This is a genomic window from Bradyrhizobium sp. MI1.7 (genome assembly GCF_055811795.1).
Genome location: NZ_JBVVPO010000027.1, coordinates 52,751 through 71,485, shown reverse-complemented (window position 1 = coordinate 71,485; position 18,735 = coordinate 52,751). Strand labels below are relative to the sequence as shown.

Here is an 18,735-nt window from a genome sequence, read left to right as displayed (position 1 = left end):
TCCTCCGGCTTGAAATTATGCGGCGAGAAGCAGGATTTCGCGAATGTCGGCGGGGCCGCCGATCTTGCGCGGGTTGCGCGGGATCCAGTTGGTGCGCATCGCCTGTTCGGCGATGGCGTCGAAATGCTCAGGCGAGACGCGGACGTCGGCGAGGCTGCGCGGCATGCCGAGCGAGCGGATGAAGGCGTCGAGCACGTCGCCGGCGTTGTGGCCGGGAAAACCCATCGCGGCGGCGACGATCATCTGGCGCTCGGAATTGTCGCGCGCATTCCAGCGCATCACCGCGGGCAGCATGATGCAGGAGGTGTAGCCGTGCGGCACGTCGAAGGCCGCACCCAGGACATAGCCGATGCCGTGGCTCGCGCCCATCGGCACGCCGGCGGCGAGCGCGCCCATCGACAGCCAGGTGCCGATCTGCGCATCCATGCGGGCGTCGAGATCGGCAGGGTCGGCCTTCACCCGCGGCAGCGCGTCGGCGAGCATGGCCAGCCCCTTCACCGACTGCGCGTCGGCATAAGGGTGCGTCTCGCGCGAGCAGATCGCCTCGACGCAATGGTCGACGGCGCGGATGCCGGTGGAGAGAAACAGCCATTCCGGCGTGTGCACGGTGATGGCGGGATCGAGGATGGTCGCACGCGGCACCGTGAGCGGATGCCGCAGCATCTGCTTCACATGCGTGCCACGGTCGGTGACGCCGGCGATCGCGCTGAACTCGCCGCCGGCGATCGTGGTCGGCACGCTGATCTGCCGCACGTTAGGGGCGGTCATCTCGGGCGCGACGCCCTTGTGGACGCGGATGCGCTCGATGCCCTCGACGTCGTCGATGCCGTTGGCAAGGCAGAGCTGCACCGCCTTGGCACCGTCGGTGATCGAGCCGCCGCCCACGGTGACGATCAGGTCGGCGTTCACTGCGCGCGCCGCATTGGTCGCCGCGATCACCGCCTCGCGCGGCGTATGCGCCGGCATGGCGTCGAACAGGCCGGCGCAGCGCGCGCCGAGCGCCTGTTTGATCTTCGCGATTTCGTCGGTCTGACGGTTCAGCGTGCCGGAGACCATCAGGAAGGCGCGGCGCGTCCCCAGCCGATCCATCTGCGCAACGACGGCCTCGGCCGCGGGATGGCCGAACACAACCTCCTCGATCGCGCCGTAAACGACACGTCCCTGGTGCACGCCTGTCCTCCCAGGACAATTCGGCTTTGTTTTTCTGGGAGCAATCTAGCCGAGCGGACGGTGTCCGTCATGTGCGAAGACGCTGGCGACTTTCTTACCCTCCGCCTCCCGGGGAGGGTGGCGAGCGCCGCGTCTTGATTGCTGACCTTCCGCCGACGCGCATCAGCTGCCGCTTGTCATCATCTCTCTCGCTGTCAACCCGTCATCCGGCTAGGGCATCCTCCCAAGCGTTGCGCGCGCTTTCGTCTTGAAGATTTCATCATTGAAACCCATCTTGTGTCGCCCGCGGGTAGGCGAGTACGCTGCTTTTGCTGCGGCAAATGTGCGAGGGACTTGGGATGAGCGGACCGGACCGAAACGAGCATTTTGTCAAAACGCACGATTTCGTCCTACCTCGACTTTGCGCAATTGCCGGGCTCCTCGCCGCGACGTTCGCTCTCACTGGTTGCGGACAACCGGCCTCGCAGGCCGCCGCCCCACCGCCCCCGCCGGTGACCGTTGCCCAGCCAGTCAAGCGCACCGTCACCGATTGGGACGAGTTCACCGGCCGCTTCGAGGCGGTCGAGGAGGTGCAGGTGCGCCCCCGTGTCGGCGGCTTCGTCAACTCCGTCGAGTTCCAGGACGGCGCGATCGTGCATCAGGGCGACCTGCTCTACGTCATCGACCCGCGCCCGTTCGAGGCGGTGGCCGAGCAGGCGGACGGCCAGTTGTCCGACGCGCGTGCCAAGGTGGAGCTTGCCAAGCGCGAGCTCGACCGTGGCCTGAACCTGGTCCAGACCAGCGCGGTCTCCGAGCAGGCCGTCGACCAGCGCCGCCAGGCCCTGCAGGCGGCGCATGCCGCGGAGACGCAGGCCGCAGGCGCGCTGAAGGCCGCCCGGCTCAATATCGAGTTCACCCATGTGACCGCGCCGCTCACCGGCCGCGTCAGTCGCCATCTCGTCAGCCCCGGCAATCTCGTGCAGGGCAGCGATACCGGCACCTCGACGCTGCTCACCTCGATCGTCGCGCTCGATCCGATCTACGTCTATTTCGACATGGATGAAGCTACCTTCATCAAATACAGCAAGCTGTGGTTCGAAGGCCGCCGCCCGAGCTCGCGCGACACCGCGAACCCGGTGCAGGTGACGCTCGCCGGCGAGACCAAGCCGTCGCATGAGGGCACCATCAACTTCCTCGACAACCGCCTCGATGTCTCAACCGGCACGCTGCGCAGCCGGGCCGTGATCAAGAACACCGATCTCTCGATCCTGCCGGGCCAGTTCGGCCGCGTCCGGCTGATCGGCAGCGCGCCCTATGAGGCGCTGCTGATTCCCGACGTCGCGGTCGCGACCGACCAGTCCCGCAAGATCGTGTTCGTCGTGAAGCCGGACGACACCGTCGAGGCCCGCCCGGTGGTGCTCGGTCCGCTCGATGAGGGCCTGCGCGTGATCCGCGAGGGGCTGAAGGCGGAGGACCGCGTCATCGTCAACGGCATCCAGCGCGCTCGCGTCGGCGCCAAGGTCGCTCCGTCTCCCGCGCCAGCGCCGGCCAAGTCCGGTGACAAGTCATGAACCTTGGCCGTCTCTCCATCAACCAGCCCATCCTGGCGATGGTGCTGTCGATCGTGCTGCTGATCGTCGGCGCGCTCGCCTATACGACGCTGCCGGTCTCCGAATATCCGCAAGTTGTGCCGCCGACCGTCGTTGTCACCACGCAATATCCGGGCGCCTCGGCGCAGACCGTGTCCGACACCGTCGCAGCTCCGATCGAGCAGCAGATCAACGGCGTCGAGGACATGCTGTATCTCTACAGCCAGGCGACCTCGAACGGGCAATTGACGATCACCGTCACCTTCAAGCTCGGGACCGACCTCGACAAGGCGCAGGTGCTGGTGCAGAACCGCGTCGCGATCGCACAGCCGCAGCTGCCGGACGAAGTGCAGCGCAACGGCGTCGTCACGCGCAAGAACTCGCCCGACATCCTGATGGTCGTGTTCATGCTGTCGCCGGACGATACGTTCGACCAGCTCTACATCTCCAATTACGCGCTGCTCCAGGTCCGTGACCAGTTGCTGCGGATCGACGGCGTCGGCGATATCCAGATCTTCGGCGCACGCGACTATTCGATGCGGCTCTGGCTCGACCCTGATCGTATCGCCAATCTCGGCCTGACCTCGACCGAGGTGCTGGCGGCGATCCGTGCCCAGAACGTCCAGATCGCGGGCGGCCAGATCGCCGAACCGCCGATCGCCGACCGGGCCTTCCAGCCAAACCTCGTTTTCACCGGGCGCCTGAAGGACCAGAAGCAGTTCGAGGACATCCTGATCAAGGCCGGCTCCGACGGCCGCACGGTGCGGCTGCGCGACGTCGCCCGCATCGAGCTCGGTGCTCTCGCCTACTCCACCAACAGCTTCCTGTTGCGCAAGTCGGCGGTTGCCATGCTGGTGACGCAGCGGCCGGGATCGAACGCGCTTGCGACGGCAAAGAATATCTCCGACACCATGGTGAAGCTCAAGGAGAGCTTTCCGAAAGGCCTCGACTACAATATCGGCTACAATCCGACCGAGTTTATCGCGCAGTCCGTCCACGAGCTGATCAAGACCATCTACGAGGCCATGCTGCTCGTGGTTATCGTGGTGCTGGTGTTCCTGCAAGGCTGGCGGCCCGCGATCATTCCGATCATCGCGATCCCTGTCTCGCTGGTCGGCACCTTCGCGGTGATGGCGGCGCTCGGCTTCTCCATCAACAACCTCACCTTGTTCGGCCTCGTGCTTGCGGTTGGCATCGTGGTCGACGACGCCATCGTGGTGGTGGAGAATGTGGAGCGCCATCTCGAGCACGGCTTAAGTCGGCGCGATGCGGCGCTGAAGACCATGGAGGAGGTCGGCGGCGCGCTGGTCTCGATCGCGCTGGTGCTCTGCGCCGTGTTCGTGCCGACCGCATTCATTGGCGGCATCTCCGGGCAGTTCTTCCAGCAATTCGCCGTCACCATTGCGGTGGCGACCGCGATCTCCTGCTTCTGCTCGCTGACGCTGTCGCCGGCGCTGGCTTCGATGATCCTCACGCCGCACGCAGAGAAGCGACCGCCTGCCGCCTGGAATCTCCTCGCGCGTGGCTGGAATGCGTTCACCGGCGTCTTCAACCGCGTGTTCGACCGGCTCTCGCATGGTTATGCCGGCCTCGCCAATTTCGTGATCCGCCATTCGGTGGTGATGATCCTGATCTATGTCGTGCTGATCGGCAGCGCCGGCTGGCTGATCGCGACCACGCCGCAGGGCTTCATTCCCGCGCAGGATCGCGGCTACGTCATCATCTCCGTGCAATTGCCGGGCGCGGCGTCGCTGGCGCGCACCACCGAAGTCGTGCGCGAGATCGAGCGGATCTCGCTGGACACGCCCGGCATCGTTCGCGTCGCCGCCTTCGCCGGCTTCTCGGGCGCCACCCGCACGCAGGCGGGCAATGCTGCGGCGCTGTTCCCGGTGTTCGACGAGCCCGAGGCGCGGATGAAGAAGGGATTGTCTGCGAACGCCATCACGGTCGAACTGCGCAAGCGCCTGGCCGCAATCCAGGGCGCCTTCATCATCGTGATTCCGCCGCCGGCCGTGCCCGGCATCGGCACCGGCGGCGGCTTCACCATCCGCGTCCAGGACCGCCAGGGCCGAGGACCTGAGCTGCTCGCCGCGGCCACCGACGAGCTTGTCGCCGCGGCGCGCAAATCGCCGTTGCTGCTCGGCCCCACGGTTTTCTCGCCGTTCTCGGCCAACACGCCGCAGCTCTTCGTCGACATCGACCGCACCAAGGCGCAGAAGCTCGGCGTGCCCATCGCCAGCATCAACGACACGATCCAGACCTACTTCGGATCGACCTACGTCAACGACTTCAACCTGTTCGGCCGCACCTATCACGTCACCGCGCAGGCTGACTTCCCGTTCCGAAAAGAGCCCAGCGACCTCTCGCGCCTGCGCACGCGTAACGCCTCCGGCGACATGGTGATGCTGGGCAGCGTGGTCGAGTTCAAGGACGTCTCCGGCCCCGACCGCGTCGCGCGCTACAATCTCTATGCTGCGTCCGAGCTCCAAGGCGAGCCGGCGCCGGGCACCAGCTCGACCACCGCGCTCAACACCATCAAGAAGCTCGCGGACGACATCTTGCCGAGCGGCTTCACCTTCGAATGGACCGATCTCTCCTACCAGCAGGTCACCGGCGGCAATGCGGGCCTGCTCGTGTTCCCGATCTGCGTGCTGTTCGTCTATCTCGTGCTCGCCGCGCAATATGGCAGCTGGACGCTGCCGTTCGCGGTGATCCTGATCGTACCGATGTGCCTGTTGGCCGCCACGATCGGCGTGCGCATCATGGGGCAGGACGTCAACATCCTCACCCAGATCGGATTCGTCGTTCTGGTGGGGTTAGCTGCAAAGAACGCGATCCTGATCGTCGAGTTCGCGCGCGACATCGAGAAAGAAGGCAAGCCGCGGCTGGAGGCGGTGATCGACGCCTGCCGCCTGCGCCTGCGGCCGATCCTGATGACCTCCTTCGCCTTCATCCTCGGCGTGCTGCCGCTGGTGATATCGTCCGGCTCCGGCTCGGAGATGCGGCAGGCGGTCGGCGTTGCCGTGTTCTTCGGCATGATCGGCGTCACCCTGTTCGGCCTGCTGTTCACCCCGATCTTCTATGTGGTGGTGCGGAACCTGGCGGAAGGGCGGAACGAGGGGAAGAAGCCGGAGGTGGTGGCTTCTTAGTTGTTGCGGGTGGCCACTGGCGTATCCACACCCTCGCTGTCGTCCCCGCGTAAGCGGGGACCCATACCCCCAGGGGGAAATTGCGGCGCGAGACAGGTAACTCCGAGCCTTCGCAAAGCTTCTCCCTGTGGTTATGGGTCCCGGGCTCGCGCTACGCGCGCCCCGGGACGACAGCGGTGGTTGGCGCGCAGAATCCCATACTAACGGCCTACGCCGAAATGGATGGGCAGGCGCGGGGTTCTTCACTAGTATCCGCGCGATTTCAAAACAGAAAACTGCTGGGAGCCAACATATGAAATCAGCACTTTTGGCCGCTGTCGCGACGTCTGCTCTGTTGCTGGCTGCGCCGGCCTTCGCGCAAGGCGTAAAGATCGGCATTCTCAACGATCAGTCCGGCGTCTATGCCGACTACGGCGGCAAATACTCGGTCGAAGCCGCCAAGATGGCGATCGAGGATTTCGGCGGTGAAGTGCTTGGCCAGAAGATCGAGATGGTCACCGCCGATCACCAGAACAAGCCGGATCTCGCCACGTCGATCGCGCGGCGCTGGTACGACGTCGAGAACGTGGACATGATCACGGAGCTGACGACCTCCTCGGTCGCGCTCGCGATCCACGAGCTCTCCAAGGAAAAGAAGAAGATCGACATCGTCGTCGGCGCCGCGACCTCGCGCCTCACCGGCGATGCCTGCCAGCCCTACGGCTTCCACTGGGCCTATGACACCCGTGCGCTCGGCGTCGGCACCGGCGGCGCGCTGACGAAAGCGGGCGGCGACACCTGGTTCTTCCTCACTGCCGACTATGCCTTCGGCTATGCGCTGGAAAAGGACACCAGCGAGATCGTCACCGCCAATGGCGGCAAGGTGGCCGGCTCGGTCCGCGTGCCGCTCAACTCGTCGGACTTCTCCTCCTTCCTGCTCCAGGCGCAGAGCTCGAAGGCGAAGATCGTCGGCCTCGCCAATGCCGGCCTCGACACCACCAACTCGATCAAGCAGGCCGCCGAGTTCGGCATCGTCTCCGGCGGTCAGAAGCTCGCCGGCCTCCTGATGACGCTCGCCGAGGTGAACGGTCTCGGCCTGCAGGCCGCGCAAGGCCTGGTGCTGACCGAGGGCTATTACTGGGACCTCAACGACCGCACCCGCCATTTCGGCGAACGCTTCTTCAAGCGCACCAGCCGGATGCCGAACATGATTCAGGCCGGCACCTATTCGGCGACGCTGAGCTATCTCAAGGCGGTCAAGGCCGCCGGCACCAAGGACCCCGACGCGGTCGCCAAGAAGCTGAAGGAGCTGCCGGTCGACGACGACTTTGCGCAGGGCGGCAAGGTGCTCGAGAACGGCCGCATGGTCCACGACATGTATCTGTTCGAGGTCAAGAAGCCGTCGGAATCGAAGAAGCCGTGGGACTATTACAAGCTGCTCGCAACCGTCCCCGGCGACAAGGCGTTCTTCGCCGCCAAGGACAGCGGCTGCCCGCTGACGAAGTGAGGCTCTCGTGTCCCGGACGCGCTGCAGCGTGAAACGCTGCTGCGCAGAGCCGGAACCCACATTTCTCCATGGGGCGAGACCAGATTGGGTCCCGGTTCAGCGGCGCGGCGTTACACGCTGCACCGCGCCCTGGAGACGGGCGCGCGTGATGCCGCGCCTCACACCATCCGCAACACCACCGCCCCCAATGCCCCCGCCCACAGCGCAATCGCCGCAATGCCCTGGATCGCAAAGCCCGGGCCGCGCTTTGCCGCCGCCTGCGAATAACCGATGAAGTAGACGATGCGGCCGATGATCCAGACCGCGCCGATTCCCGCTGCAATAGCGTCGCCGATATAGATCGCGAACAGCCAGAGCGCCGGCAGGAAGACCGGCATCCATTCCAGCGTGTTCGCCTGGATGCGGAAGGCGCGCTCGAAATCCGGATGGCCCGACATCGCCGGCACCTTGACCCCGGTCTTGGTGCGCGCGCGCGAGACGTTGATGCAGGTGAACATGTAAAATGCGATCGCCAGCAGCGTGACGAGGGCGGTGAGATGATACATCGCAGATCCTTTTGAGGAGGTCGCGCTTCAATAGCCGGTCAGCTCGAGATAGCCAACGCCGTCATGCGTGCCGGCAAAGCTGATCGGCCCTTCCCAATAGGAGAAGCCGGTCCCCATCCAGGCTTTTGGGTTAAGCGGCCTGCAGCCAATCGAGAATGATCGTGAGGGGATCGCGATCTGCCATTCCACCGGCAACTTGCGCCCCGCGATCTCGGCGGTCGCTTTCGGACTCATCTGGATATCGTCACCCGAAATCATCTGTGTGTCACCCGCGGCGCTGATCCAGTTGCCGAACGGATAGTCCTTGCCGTCCTTCTGGCGCAGCCGGTACAGCATCAGCTTGTCGCCGGATGCGAGATGTAGCGACAGCCAGTCCCAGCCGGTCTGGTCGGCATCGAGCGGCTGGCTGCTCCACTCGCGGTCCATCCAGGCCTGGCCCGAGACATCGACGGATTTGTCGTCGATCGTGAGGCTGCCGCGGGCGCGGTAGAACGGCTGGCTGTAATAGTAGGACGCCTGCCCGCGTTCGGACTTGCGGCTGTAGCCGTGATCGCCCTGCAGCACCACGGGACGATCGGCCTCCAGTGTGACCGAATAACTGAAGTCGGTGCCCGAAGCCTTCAGCGTCAGCGGCGCCAACGTGCGATCGTCGGTGCGCTCGGATTCTTTCATCTCCCAATCGTCGATCCACGCCGCAAATGGCTTTGCAGTGACGCCGGCCTGTCCAATGCCGCCGCGCGAAAACACCTCGTTGAAGCGGTGGGTGTCGGCGCGCGTCACCGCCGCATGCGCCATCCAGATCTGCTGATTGGCCCAGCCCTCTCCTTGCGGCCCTGGCCGCGCCGCCTGGCGGAACAGCGTAAATTGCAGGCCGCAAGCCGCTCCGCTGCTATCGACGAGGTTCGCGGTGAGATACCACCATTCGATGCGAAACTCCGGATGCGGGCCGTGATCGGCCGGGAAGCTGAACGTCTTTCCCGGCGTCACCTTCGCAAAGCCGTCGGCGGTCTCGCCGAGCCCGGCATAGCCTTGCGCGCCAGCACGGCGGGCCGCCGCGAGGGCGGCGATGCCGCCGGCGAAGGCGCGCCGCGAAATCTTGTCAGCGCTCATTGGCAAACACCTTGACGAGGCTCGCCGGCTGCATCCGCGCCAGTCGTATCATCGGCAGCAGCGCGGCAAGCAGCGAAGCGATCAGCGCGACCGCGACCAGCTCCACCAGCTGCAGCGGAAACACGTGGAACGGCAGCCGCCAGCCGAACGCCTTCACATTGACGATCGCGATCAGACACCAAGCCACCAGCAATCCGAGCGGCACGGCCAGCAGGGAGGTGAACAGCGCAACCGACAATGTCTTGGTCAGTTCGATCGCGGCAAGGCGCGGCCGGGTGATGCCGATCGCCCACAGCGGCGCGAGCTGCGGCAGGCGGGAATTCGCCAGTGTCAGCAGGCTGGTCAAGAGCGCAATGCCGGCCACGCCGAGCGTGAAGGCATTCAGCGCCGACGTCACCGCAAAGGTGCGGTTGAAGATCCGGATCGATTCCGCCTTCACTGTTGCCTGATCCGCGACGCTGCGGTCGTCGAGCGCGAATTGCTTCTGCAACGCCGCGATCAGGCCGGGGATATTTTCCTTCGCGACGATCAGGCCGATCCGCGTCTGCGGCGTCTGCGGGAAGTGCCGGATCAGCGCCGCGACGTTGACGGCGAGCTGCCCCTTGGGGTTGCCGTAATCGGCATAGATGCCGGCGATGTCGAGCTCCCAGGTGCCGCCGGGCGCCGGCACCTCGATGACATCGCCGACGCGGACGTTGAGGCGGCGGCTCAGCTGCTCGCTGATGAAGGCGGCATTGCCGGGCACGAGCTGGGTCCAGGCGCGCGGCGCGGTCTCCAGCAGTGGCCAACGTTCGCGATAGAGCGCATGATCGGGCAGGCCGAGCAGCTCGACCGGCTGCCCCTGAACCTGCGTATCGGCGCGTCCGCCCGACAGGATCGCCTGCACGTCGCTGCGCTCCTTCAGCCAGCTCCGGATCGCGACGCCTTGCGCATTGTCGGAGGCGCTGATGTAGACGTCGGCGGCAAGCCGCCCGTTGAGCCAGCCGACGAAGGTGCGGCTGAAGGTCTCCACCATGGTGGACACCCCGACATTGACGGCCAGCGCGAGCAGCAGCGCCATCAGGGCCAGCGACAAGCCGGAGAGCTGTTGCCGGCTGTCCGCCCAGAACCACAGGGCCAGCGGCCCCTTCGCCCAGCGCTGGCCCACGAGCAGGATGATCTCGAGGAATGCCGGCAGGATCAGCGCCGCGCCGAACATCAATGCGGCCAGCACGCCGAATCCCGCAATCAGCGATTGCCCGTAGTGCAGCAGCAACAGCGCGACCGCAAACACGGCGCAGGCCGCGCCGCTCTGCAGGATCAGCCAGCGGCGCTGCCGCTGCTGCCAGGCGTACGGCTGCGCAGTCGCCAGCACCGGCATCCTGACCGCCTTGATCAGGCTGGTCGCGGCGGCCACGAGTGCACCCGCGATGCTGATGCCGATACCGGCGAGCCACCATTCGGAGCGCAGTGTGAGCTGTCCCGGGATCTGCGCGCCATACAGCCCGCGCAGCGACGCCGCGACGTCGGGCAACAGCGCAGCCGCGATGAAATAGCCGCAGACGAGCCCGATCAATCCTGCGACCAGCGCCAGCGCCACCAGCTCGACCACCAGCACCGTGTTGACCAGCCGCGCCGAGGCACCGCAGGCCCGCAACGTGCGCAGCATCGGCAGCCGCTGCTCGAAGGCGAGGCCGACGGCGGAGTTGACGATGAAGAGGCCGACGAAGAACGACAGCAGGCCGAAGGCGGTCAGGTTGAGATGAAAGCTGTCGGTGAGGCGCTCCAGCTCCGTCTCCGCATTCGGCTCGACCCGCTGCAACTTCTCGCCGACGATACTGGCCAGCGGCGCCGGCTTGCCCCTCGGCTTGCCGATCAAAAGCCACGACACCTGGCCCGGCTTGTTCAGGAGCCGCTGCGCGACGCCGATGTCGACGACGAGTACGCCGGACACGAGCTGCGGCAGCACGCGCAGCGGCGGCAATTTTGCGCCGTTGCTGATCGGCGGTGCCGCGCCTTCCTGTTCCTGCAGATCGCTCAGCGTCTCCCGCGCCACCAATGTCTGGCCGGGCGGCGCAACAAAACTGCTCAAATCCGAGGCGCCGAGGCGTGGCGCATTGCCGACGTCGGCCGGCATCGTGACCGGCTCGATGCCGAGCAGCCGCACCGAGCGCCCGTTGACCTGGACGCGGCCTTCCAGCACCGGCGAGACCGGCCAGCCCGCGCGGCGAAGTTTTATGAACAGCTCTTGCGAGAAGGTCGCGGCATCAGGCGCCACCAGCATCGCCGTGCGCACGCCGCCGAACGTCGCCGCCGCGCGGTCATAGGCATTGCGGGCCTGCTGGTTGATCGCCTGCACGCCGCTCCACAGTGCGGTCGCCGCGATCAGCCCGATCAGGAGCGTCGCGAACTGCATCTTGTGCCGTCGCCAGTGGCTCAGCAGCACCGCGAGGACCCACAGCGCGCGCCTCATGCGATCCGCCCCGCATGCAAGGTGACGTGGCGGTCAAGCGTGCCGGCGAGATGCAGGCTGTGTGTCACCATCAGGAAGCCGCAGCCGGTGCGGGTGACGAGATCGCGCGTCAGCGCCAGCACGTCGTCGGCGGTATCCTCGTCGAGATTGCCGGTCGGCTCGTCCGCGAGCAGCAGTGAGGGCTTTGTCGCCAGCGCCCGGCCGATCGCGACCCGCTGCTGCTGGCCGCCTGATAATTGCTCTGGATAACGCTTGAGCAGATTGCCGAGCCCGAGCCGCTCGATCAGCTCCTTTGACCATGCCGCATCGTGACGGCCGGCGATCCGCGCCTGGAAGGCGAGATTGTCGGCGACCGACAGGCTCGGGATCAGATTGTACTGCTGAAAAACCAGGCCGATCCGGTCGCGCCGCAGCTCGGCCCGGCCCGCGTCCGAGAGCTTGGTGACCTCGGTGTCCTCCATGCGAATTGTGCCGTCGTCGGCGGCATCCAGACCCGCGATCAAGTGCAACAGCGTGCTCTTGCCGCTGCCGGACTCGCCGGTCAGCGCGACGCGCTCGCCGGCCTTGAGGTCGAGGTCGACGCCACGCAGCACATGGACCGGCTCGCCGGCCGAGGAGAAGGTCTTTGAGAGGTTTCGGATGCTCAGCAAGGTCAATGCGCCGGACGGAATTAACTCAATGCTGCGTAGCACACTTGCCGTGGAAATGCCGGGGTTGCGTTGGCCTTGAAGCCGTTGTTAGCTCCCAAAACGGCCAAATCAAAAACGTGCCGACAAAAAGACATACGGGGAGATTGATGAGCGCTCAGGGAACGCCCGACGTTGCGGGCAGGACGGCAGGGGAAACCAAGGCAACGCCGAAGGGCGCCTGGACCGTCACTTTTCTCCTCTTTCTCTTCATGGTGGTGAACTTCGCGGACAAGATCGTCGTCGGTCTCGCCGGCGTGCCGATCATGACCGACCTGAAGCTCGATGCCGAGCAATTCGGCCTGCTCGGCTCCTCGTTCTTCTTCCTGTTCTCGATCTCGGCCATCGTGGTCGGCTTCATCGTCAACAAGGTGCCGACGCGCTGGGTGCTGCTGACGCTGGCGGTGATCTGGGCGCTGGCGCAGTTCCCGATGGTGGGCACCGTCTCGTTCACCACGCTCCTGATCTGCCGCATCGTGCTGGGCGCTGGCGAAGGACCTGCCTTCTCGGTCGCAGCCCACGCCATCTACAAATGGTTCCCCGACGAGAAGCGCACGTTGCCGACCGCGATCCTGTCGCAAGGCTCGGCCTTCGGCGTCATCCTGGCCGTGCCGGCGTTGAACTGGGTCATCGTCAATCACTCCTGGCACTACGCCTTCGGCGCGCTTGGCGTCGTCGGCCTGCTCTGGGTCTGCGCCTGGCTGACGTTCGGCAAGGAAGGCCCGCTCGAGGATACGCAGGTTCTCGCCGTCACCGAGCCGAAAATCCCTTATGTGCAGCTGCTGACCTCGCGCACCTTCCTCGGCTGCGTGATCGCGACCTTCGGGGCCTATTGGGCGCTGTCGCTCGGCCTCACCTGGTTCACGCCCTTCATCGTCAAGGGCCTGGGCTTCTCGCAGAGCCAGGCCGGCTACGTCTCGATCCTGCCCTGGGTGTTCGGCGCGACCGTCGTCATCCTCACGGGGTGGGTCTCGCAGGTGATGATGGCGCGCGGCTACACGACGCGCATCTCGCGCGGCGTGCTCGGCTCGGTGCCGCTGATCATCGGCGGCCTGATCCTGGCGATGATGGCGCATGTGCAGGGTGCTGGCCTGCAGATCGCGCTGCTCGTCGTCGGCTCCGGCTTGTGCGGGGCGATCTACGTCGTCTGCCCGCCGATGCTCGGCGAGTTCACCCCGGCCTCGCAGCGCGGCGCGGTCATCGCGATCTACGGCGCGCTGTACACGCTGTCGGGCATCATCGCGCCGAACGTGATGGGCACCGTGATCCAGCGCGCCGGCAACATGGTTGACGGCTACCTGACCGGCTTCACCATCAACGCGGTGGTCATGGTCGGCTCCGGCGTCATCGGTCTGATGCTGCTCTGGCCGAACACGGAAAAGGCCAGGCTGACCCGCGGTGCGGCCCCGCAGGCCGCGGCGCTGAAGGGCGCGGTGTCGCCGACGTAAGGGGCGCGCTTTCTTACCCTCCCCTGGAGGGGGAGGGTCGATCGCGCGCAGCGCGAGCGGGGTGGGGTGATCCCTCCGCTCGGGCACTATTGGATGTGGAGAGACTGTCACCCCACCCCGCTACACATTCCGCTTCGCTACATGCGTAGCGACCCTCCCCCTCCAGGGGAGGGTAAGCGGCAAGCTCGCTTAATTCACCCCCTGCGCACCCCGGATCAACTTCCCCGGTCGCCTGCCGGTGGCCTCACCGTGCCGCCGCGTCACCACGCCCGACACGATCGTCGCGTCATAGCCGTCGACATCCTGCAACAGTCGCCGCCCGCCGACCGGCAGATCGTAATGCACCTTCGGCGGATGCAGATGCAGCCGGTCGTAGTCGATCACATTGACATCGGCCTTATAGCCGGGAGCAATGAGCCCGCGATCGGTGAGGCCGACCGAGAGCGCGGTCTTGCGTGACTGCGCGGCGACCACGAAGGGGATCGTAAGCTTCTCGCCGCGCGTGCGGTCGCGGGTCCAGTGCGTCAGCAGATAGGTCGGGAAGCTCGCGTCGCAGATGATGCCGCAATGCGCGCCGCCGTCGGAGAGGCCCGGCACCGATTGCGGATCGATCAGCATCTCGCGTGTCGCGTCGAGATTGCCGTCGGCATAGTTGAGGAAGGGCACGTAGAGCATGCCCTTGCCCTCATCCGACAGCATCGCATCGTAGGCGAGCTCTTCCGGCTGGCGGCCCTGCTTGCGCGCCTGCGGGCCCAGCGCGTTCTCCGGCGGCTGCTCGTAATCGGGGGGATCGCCGAGCAGGAACATCTTGTCGTAGTTGGGCCGGAAGAACAGCGGATCGTCGGTCGCGGTCGCCGTCTCGCTCAGGATCGCGTTGCGTACGTCCGGCTGATGCAGCCGCGCCAGGCGCTCCCTGAGCGGCAGATGCGCGATCGCCTTGTAGCTCGGATGGGTCTGAAATGGATTGCGCGACAGCTCCAGCCCAAGCAGCAGGCCGACCGGGCGCGCCGCGATCTGCGCGGTGATGGAAAGGCCGCGTTGTGCGGCCGCATTGATCTCGTCCAGCGTCTGGCGCCAGCGGTTTGGCGCCTTGTCGTTCTGCGTGATCGAGAACGAGATCGGGCATTTGGTGGCATCCGCCACCCGCAGCATCATCGGCAGATCCTCGTGGAGGGTGGAGAGGTCGAGCACGAATTGCAGCACGCTGCGGCCCTGGCTGTGCATCGCGCCGGCAATCGCGGTGAGCTCGTCCTCGCCGGCCTTGAGCGTCGGCGTGAAATCGCCGGTCGAGGTGCGGTGGTTGAGCGTGCGCGAGGTCGAGAAGCCCAGCGCGCCCGAGCGCACCGCCTCGCCCGCGAGCTTCGCCATCGCCGCATTGTCCTCGGCCGTTGAGGGATCGCGGCGCGCGCCGCGTTCGCCCATGACGTAGACGCGCAGCGCGGCATGCGGCAGCTGCGCGCCGACATCGATGTCGAAATCGCGCTTCGACAGCCAGTTCATGTAGTCCGGAAAGCTCTCCCACGCCCAGGGAATGCCGGCGCTCAGCACCGGCTCGGGAATATCCTCGACCCCCTCCATGAGCTGGATCAGACGGGTGTGGTCGGCGGGCTTGCACGGCGCGAAGCCGACACCGCAATTGCCCATGATCGCGGTGGTGACGCCGTTCTGCGACGACGGCGTGATGTCCTGGCTCCAGGTGACCTGGCCGTCATAATGAGTGTGCACGTCGACGAAGCCCGGCGTGACGAGCTTGCCGCGCGCGTCGATCTCTTCCTGTCCCTTCGCGGAGATCTTCCCGACCTCGGTGATCTTGCCGGCAGTGATGGCGACATCCGCCTCGAACAATTCGCCGCCGCTTCCATCCGCGACGGTGCCGCCGCGGATCACGAGATCAGGGGTGCTCATGATGTTTCTTCCCGTTTTGTTGTTTTACGTTTTTCTATTCGTCGTCCCGGACAAGCGAAGCGCAGATCCGGGATCCATAACCACAGGGAGCAGTGTTGCGAAGACTCGGAGTGACCAGTCTCTTGCCGCAATGTCTCCCTGGGGTTATGGGTCTCTGCGTTCACAGGGACGACAGTTGAATTTGTGGCTTAAGCCTTGGCTTGCGGCTTCCGCTCCGTGAACGGCGACAGCACCACGGTTGCGACCATGAAGATCACGGACGCCCCGAACACCCAGTGCGGCGCGCTCTGGTCCATGATCCAGCCGAACAGCAGCGGGCTGACGATGCCGCCGAGATTAAAGCCGGTGGAGACGATGCCGAAGGCGCGACCCGCGGCGCCAGGAGGCGCGGCGTTGCGCACTAGCATGTCCCGCGACGGCGCGATCACGCCGGAGAGGAAGCCCGCAGTCGCCATCGTGACGGTCAAAGCCCAGCCCGGCAGTGTCACCAGCGCGATCAGCAGCACGATCAGCGCATTTGCGGCAAAGCAGGCGGCTGCGACATAGCCATGGCGCTCGGTGTAATCAGCGAGGAAGCCGCCCGCGAGCACGCCCACAGCGCTGGAGCCGAGAAACGCCGTCAGCGCGACGTTGGCGGCGGAGTAGGACGCGCCGTAGCCGCTCATCAGCGCCACCACGCCGAAATTGTTGATGCCGGCGACCGACAGGCTGAGCAGCATGAACAGCGCGGTGAGCGTGATCAGCGCCGGCGTGATGACGGCCTGCTTGGGCAGGTTCGCGTTGCCCGGCTTGGTCTTGTGCGCGCCGGCATCGGGAATGTTCATGACGATCAGCAGCAGGGCCACCAGCACGGCGATCGCGCCCGACGCGATCAGCGCACCCGTGCCGCCGGAGACGGTGACGAGCGCCGCGACGATCGCCGGCGCCACGGCGCCGCCGAGATAGCCGGCAAAGGTGTGGACCGAGAAGGCACGGCCCATCCGCGCCTCATCCATATGCTCGGCCAGGATGGCGTAGTCAGCGGGGTGGTAGACGCTGTTGGCAAGACCCAGCAGTACCGCGCAGGCAATCAGCGAGGCATAGCTGAGGTGCAGGCCGAGCAGGATCAGCGTGAAGCCGCCGAGCGCGAGCCCGCCCAGCAGGATCTTGCGCGCGCCAAAATGGTCGACGAGATAGCCGGTCGGCGCCTGCGTCAGGCCGGATACGACCGCCGAGACGGTGAGCGCGAAGCCGAGCTCGATATAGCCGACGCCGAGCTGGCTCTTCAGGAACGGAAACAGCATCGGCAGGACCAGCAGATGGAAATGGCTGACCCAATGCGCGATCGAAATCCCGGTCAGCGTGCGCAGCGCGCTGTCCGCCTTGCCTTGTTGCGGTGCGGCGAGAACGTCGACCATTGCAGTTCCGTTTCACGTCCTTAAGCGGACGCGCAAACTATCGGGCAGAGCCGTTATTTGTCCATGAACGCGGGCGCATGGCAGGTAGCGCGGGTGGGGGAAGTGAGGGGCGTTAGGGCGCCTCCACGCACCCATAACCCAGGGAGCAGTTTGGCGGAGGATCGCTGCTCTGTACTGTGACCTGTCACAGTCGAGATATCACGCGGTATGGGTCCCTGCGTTCGCAGGGACGACAGCGGGGTGTGGGCAGCGCTAGCACGCGATCAAAATCCGCGGCCGCCCTCACAACGGCTCGTCATCCGAACCGTAGCGGTCGCGTTTCGGCGTCGCGATGTCGCCGTCGTCGTAATCGTCGTCGTCGAGCGGAGGCGAGGGCTTCTTCGCCCTGTCGTCCGCTTGCTTGTTATCAACGACTTTGGGCGGCTTGCGCGGCTTGGCGGTCTTGGCCATGGGTGATCCCGGATGGTGATGCGTCATCCGCTTCTACCCCAAAAATATGTGCGGTTCCTGACTTACCGCAAGAAGGGGGCGTCAGTGCACCACAGGCCCGCCCGCCTTCTTCCAGGCATCGATGCCGCCGGCGATGTGGGCAGTGTTGGAAAGGCCGGCTTCCTTGGCGGCGGCGACAGCCATCGCCGAGCGTTCGCCGAAGGCGCAGAAGAACACGACGCGGCGGCCGGTGGCGGCCGCGACCTCGCGCAGCATGCCGCCGGGCTTCAGGCTGTCTTCAACGGACGGGTAGGGCGTATGCAGCGCGCCTTCGAGCATGCCGTGCTTCATCCGCTCATTGGTCTCGCGCAGATCGACCAGCAGGATATCGGGACGGCCAAGCGAGCGGATCGCCTCGACGGCGCTGACCGCGCGGCCCTCTTTCTCCAGCTCCTCCTGATGCAGGCCGACATGCATGTTGGCGGGCACCGCGACGTCCATCATCTTCGGATTGGGCAGCTTCAGGTTCGCCATCAACTCGATATATTCGTCGACCGAACGCACCTGGAGCCGCGGATTGTAGCGCTTCTCCTCGCCGATGGTGGAGACGGTGTCGCCCTTGTAGTCATGCGCCGGGAACACCATCGTCTCGTCCGGCAGCTTGAGCAGGCGATTGAAGATCGAATCGTATTGCGCGCGCGACGAGCCGTTCTGAAAATCGGTGCGGCCGGTGCCGCGGATCAGAAGCGTGTCGCCGGTGAAGACGCGGTCGCCCATCAGATAGGAGTAGGAATCGTCGGTGTGGCCGGGCGTATACATCACGTCGAGCGACAGGCCCTCGATCGTCACCTTGTCGCCGTCGGCGACCCGCATCGCCACAACGTCGGCCTTGGTCTGGTCGCCCATCACGGTCATGCAATGGGTGCGGTCGCGCAGTTCGCCGAGGCCGGTGACGTGATCGGCATGCAGATGGGTGTCGACGGCTTTCACCAGCTTGAGGTCGAGCTCGCGCAGCAGCCGGCAGTAGCGATCGACCTTCTCAAGCACGGGATCGAGGATCAACGCCTCGCCGCCGGGGCGGCTGGCGAGGACATAGCTGTAGGTGCCCGAAACGCTGTCGAAGAGCTGGCGAAAGATCATGGCAAGACCCGGCGTGGAACTGGTTTCGAGGATTCTACTACGCCAGAGGCTGGAAAGAGAAGCAATTCACTGTATAGAGAGTGAAATTTAGAAAATTATTATTCTGCGTGATGGGGTGGGGGGCGGTTTTGCCGTAGGTCCTTGCCCCACCACCGCTGTCATGGCCCCCCCCCCCCCCCGCGCGCGCCGTAAAGCAAACCCCGCGGGGGAAGGGCAGCGCCCCGGCCCCAAGGCTAACCCCCCGCCCCCG

The 18,735-nt window shown here is 65.6% G+C and carries 13 protein-coding genes; 4 read left to right on the top strand and 9 right to left on the bottom strand.

Annotated elements, in window-relative coordinates:
- Positions 1-15: 15 nt before the first annotated feature.
- Positions 16-1,170 (bottom strand): iron-containing alcohol dehydrogenase, encoded by a 1,155-nt coding sequence (locus AC0L3X_RS23775; protein WP_063979976.1) that lies wholly within the window; start codon positions 1,168-1,170, stop codon positions 16-18.
- Between the two features lie 338 nt (positions 1,171-1,508).
- Between AC0L3X_RS23775 and AC0L3X_RS23770 the strand changes: the two genes are divergently transcribed.
- The 3 genes from AC0L3X_RS23770 (at position 1,509) to AC0L3X_RS23760 (ending at position 7,373) form a co-directional block, all read left to right on the top strand.
- Positions 1,509-2,720 carry an efflux RND transporter periplasmic adaptor subunit gene (locus tag AC0L3X_RS23770; protein WP_063979975.1) on the top strand — a complete coding sequence of 404 codons (1,212 nt, stop codon included), beginning with the start codon at positions 1,509-1,511 and terminating at the stop codon, positions 2,718-2,720.
- Positions 2,717-5,887 carry an efflux RND transporter permease subunit gene (locus tag AC0L3X_RS23765; RefSeq protein WP_063979974.1) on the top strand — a complete coding sequence of 1,057 codons (3,171 nt, stop codon included), beginning with the start codon at positions 2,717-2,719 and terminating at the stop codon, positions 5,885-5,887. The genes AC0L3X_RS23770 and AC0L3X_RS23765 overlap by 4 nt, the downstream gene beginning before the upstream one ends.
- Positions 5,888-6,179: 292 nt before the next feature.
- Positions 6,180-7,373, top strand: coding sequence for an ABC transporter substrate-binding protein (locus AC0L3X_RS23760; protein WP_063979973.1), 1,194 nt, complete (start codon positions 6,180-6,182; stop codon positions 7,371-7,373).
- A gap of 158 nt (positions 7,374-7,531) precedes the next feature.
- On the opposite strand, the gene AC0L3X_RS23755 is transcribed toward AC0L3X_RS23760, so the two are convergent.
- The 4 genes from AC0L3X_RS23755 to AC0L3X_RS23740 are packed head-to-tail and all read right to left on the bottom strand — an operon-like array spanning position 7,532 to position 12,130.
- Positions 7,532-7,918 (bottom strand): MAPEG family protein, encoded by a 387-nt coding sequence (locus tag AC0L3X_RS23755; RefSeq protein ID WP_063979972.1) that lies wholly within the window; start codon positions 7,916-7,918, stop codon positions 7,532-7,534.
- A gap of 27 nt (positions 7,919-7,945) precedes the next feature.
- The gene (locus AC0L3X_RS23750) at positions 7,946-9,028 is read right to left on the bottom strand and encodes a lipocalin-like domain-containing protein (protein ID WP_063979971.1); all 1,083 of its coding nucleotides are present in this window, start codon (positions 9,026-9,028) and stop codon (positions 7,946-7,948) included.
- Positions 9,018-11,480, bottom strand: coding sequence for an FtsX-like permease family protein (locus tag AC0L3X_RS23745; protein WP_063979970.1), 2,463 nt, complete (start codon positions 11,478-11,480; stop codon positions 9,018-9,020). The genes AC0L3X_RS23750 and AC0L3X_RS23745 overlap by 11 nt, the downstream gene beginning before the upstream one ends.
- Complete coding sequence (locus AC0L3X_RS23740; protein ID WP_473316848.1) at positions 11,477-12,130, bottom strand: ABC transporter ATP-binding protein; 654 nt, start codon at positions 12,128-12,130, stop codon at positions 11,477-11,479. Before AC0L3X_RS23740 ends, AC0L3X_RS23745 begins: the two co-directional genes overlap by 4 nt.
- A gap of 146 nt (positions 12,131-12,276) precedes the next feature.
- On the opposite strand from AC0L3X_RS23740, the gene AC0L3X_RS23735 reads away from it, so the two are divergent.
- Positions 12,277-13,614, top strand: coding sequence for an MFS transporter (locus AC0L3X_RS23735; RefSeq protein ID WP_063979969.1), 1,338 nt, complete (start codon positions 12,277-12,279; stop codon positions 13,612-13,614).
- Between the two features lie 189 nt (positions 13,615-13,803).
- Here AC0L3X_RS23735 and AC0L3X_RS23730 read toward each other — a convergent pair whose 3' ends face one another.
- The 4 genes from AC0L3X_RS23730 to AC0L3X_RS23715 form a co-directional block, all read right to left on the bottom strand.
- Positions 13,804-15,519 (bottom strand): N-acyl-D-amino-acid deacylase family protein, encoded by a 1,716-nt coding sequence (locus tag AC0L3X_RS23730; RefSeq protein WP_231143707.1) that lies wholly within the window; start codon positions 15,517-15,519, stop codon positions 13,804-13,806.
- A gap of 188 nt (positions 15,520-15,707) precedes the next feature.
- Positions 15,708-16,916, bottom strand: coding sequence for an MFS transporter (locus AC0L3X_RS23725; RefSeq protein WP_063979968.1), 1,209 nt, complete (start codon positions 16,914-16,916; stop codon positions 15,708-15,710).
- Between the two features lie 282 nt (positions 16,917-17,198).
- Positions 17,199-17,366: a hypothetical protein gene (locus AC0L3X_RS23720; protein ID WP_187387843.1), complete on the bottom strand. Its 168-nt coding sequence runs from the start codon at positions 17,364-17,366 to the stop codon at positions 17,199-17,201.
- Positions 17,367-17,447: 81 nt separating this feature from the next.
- Positions 17,448-18,485, bottom strand: coding sequence for an MBL fold metallo-hydrolase (locus AC0L3X_RS23715; protein ID WP_063979967.1), 1,038 nt, complete (start codon positions 18,483-18,485; stop codon positions 17,448-17,450).
- Positions 18,486-18,735: the final 250 nt, after the last annotated feature.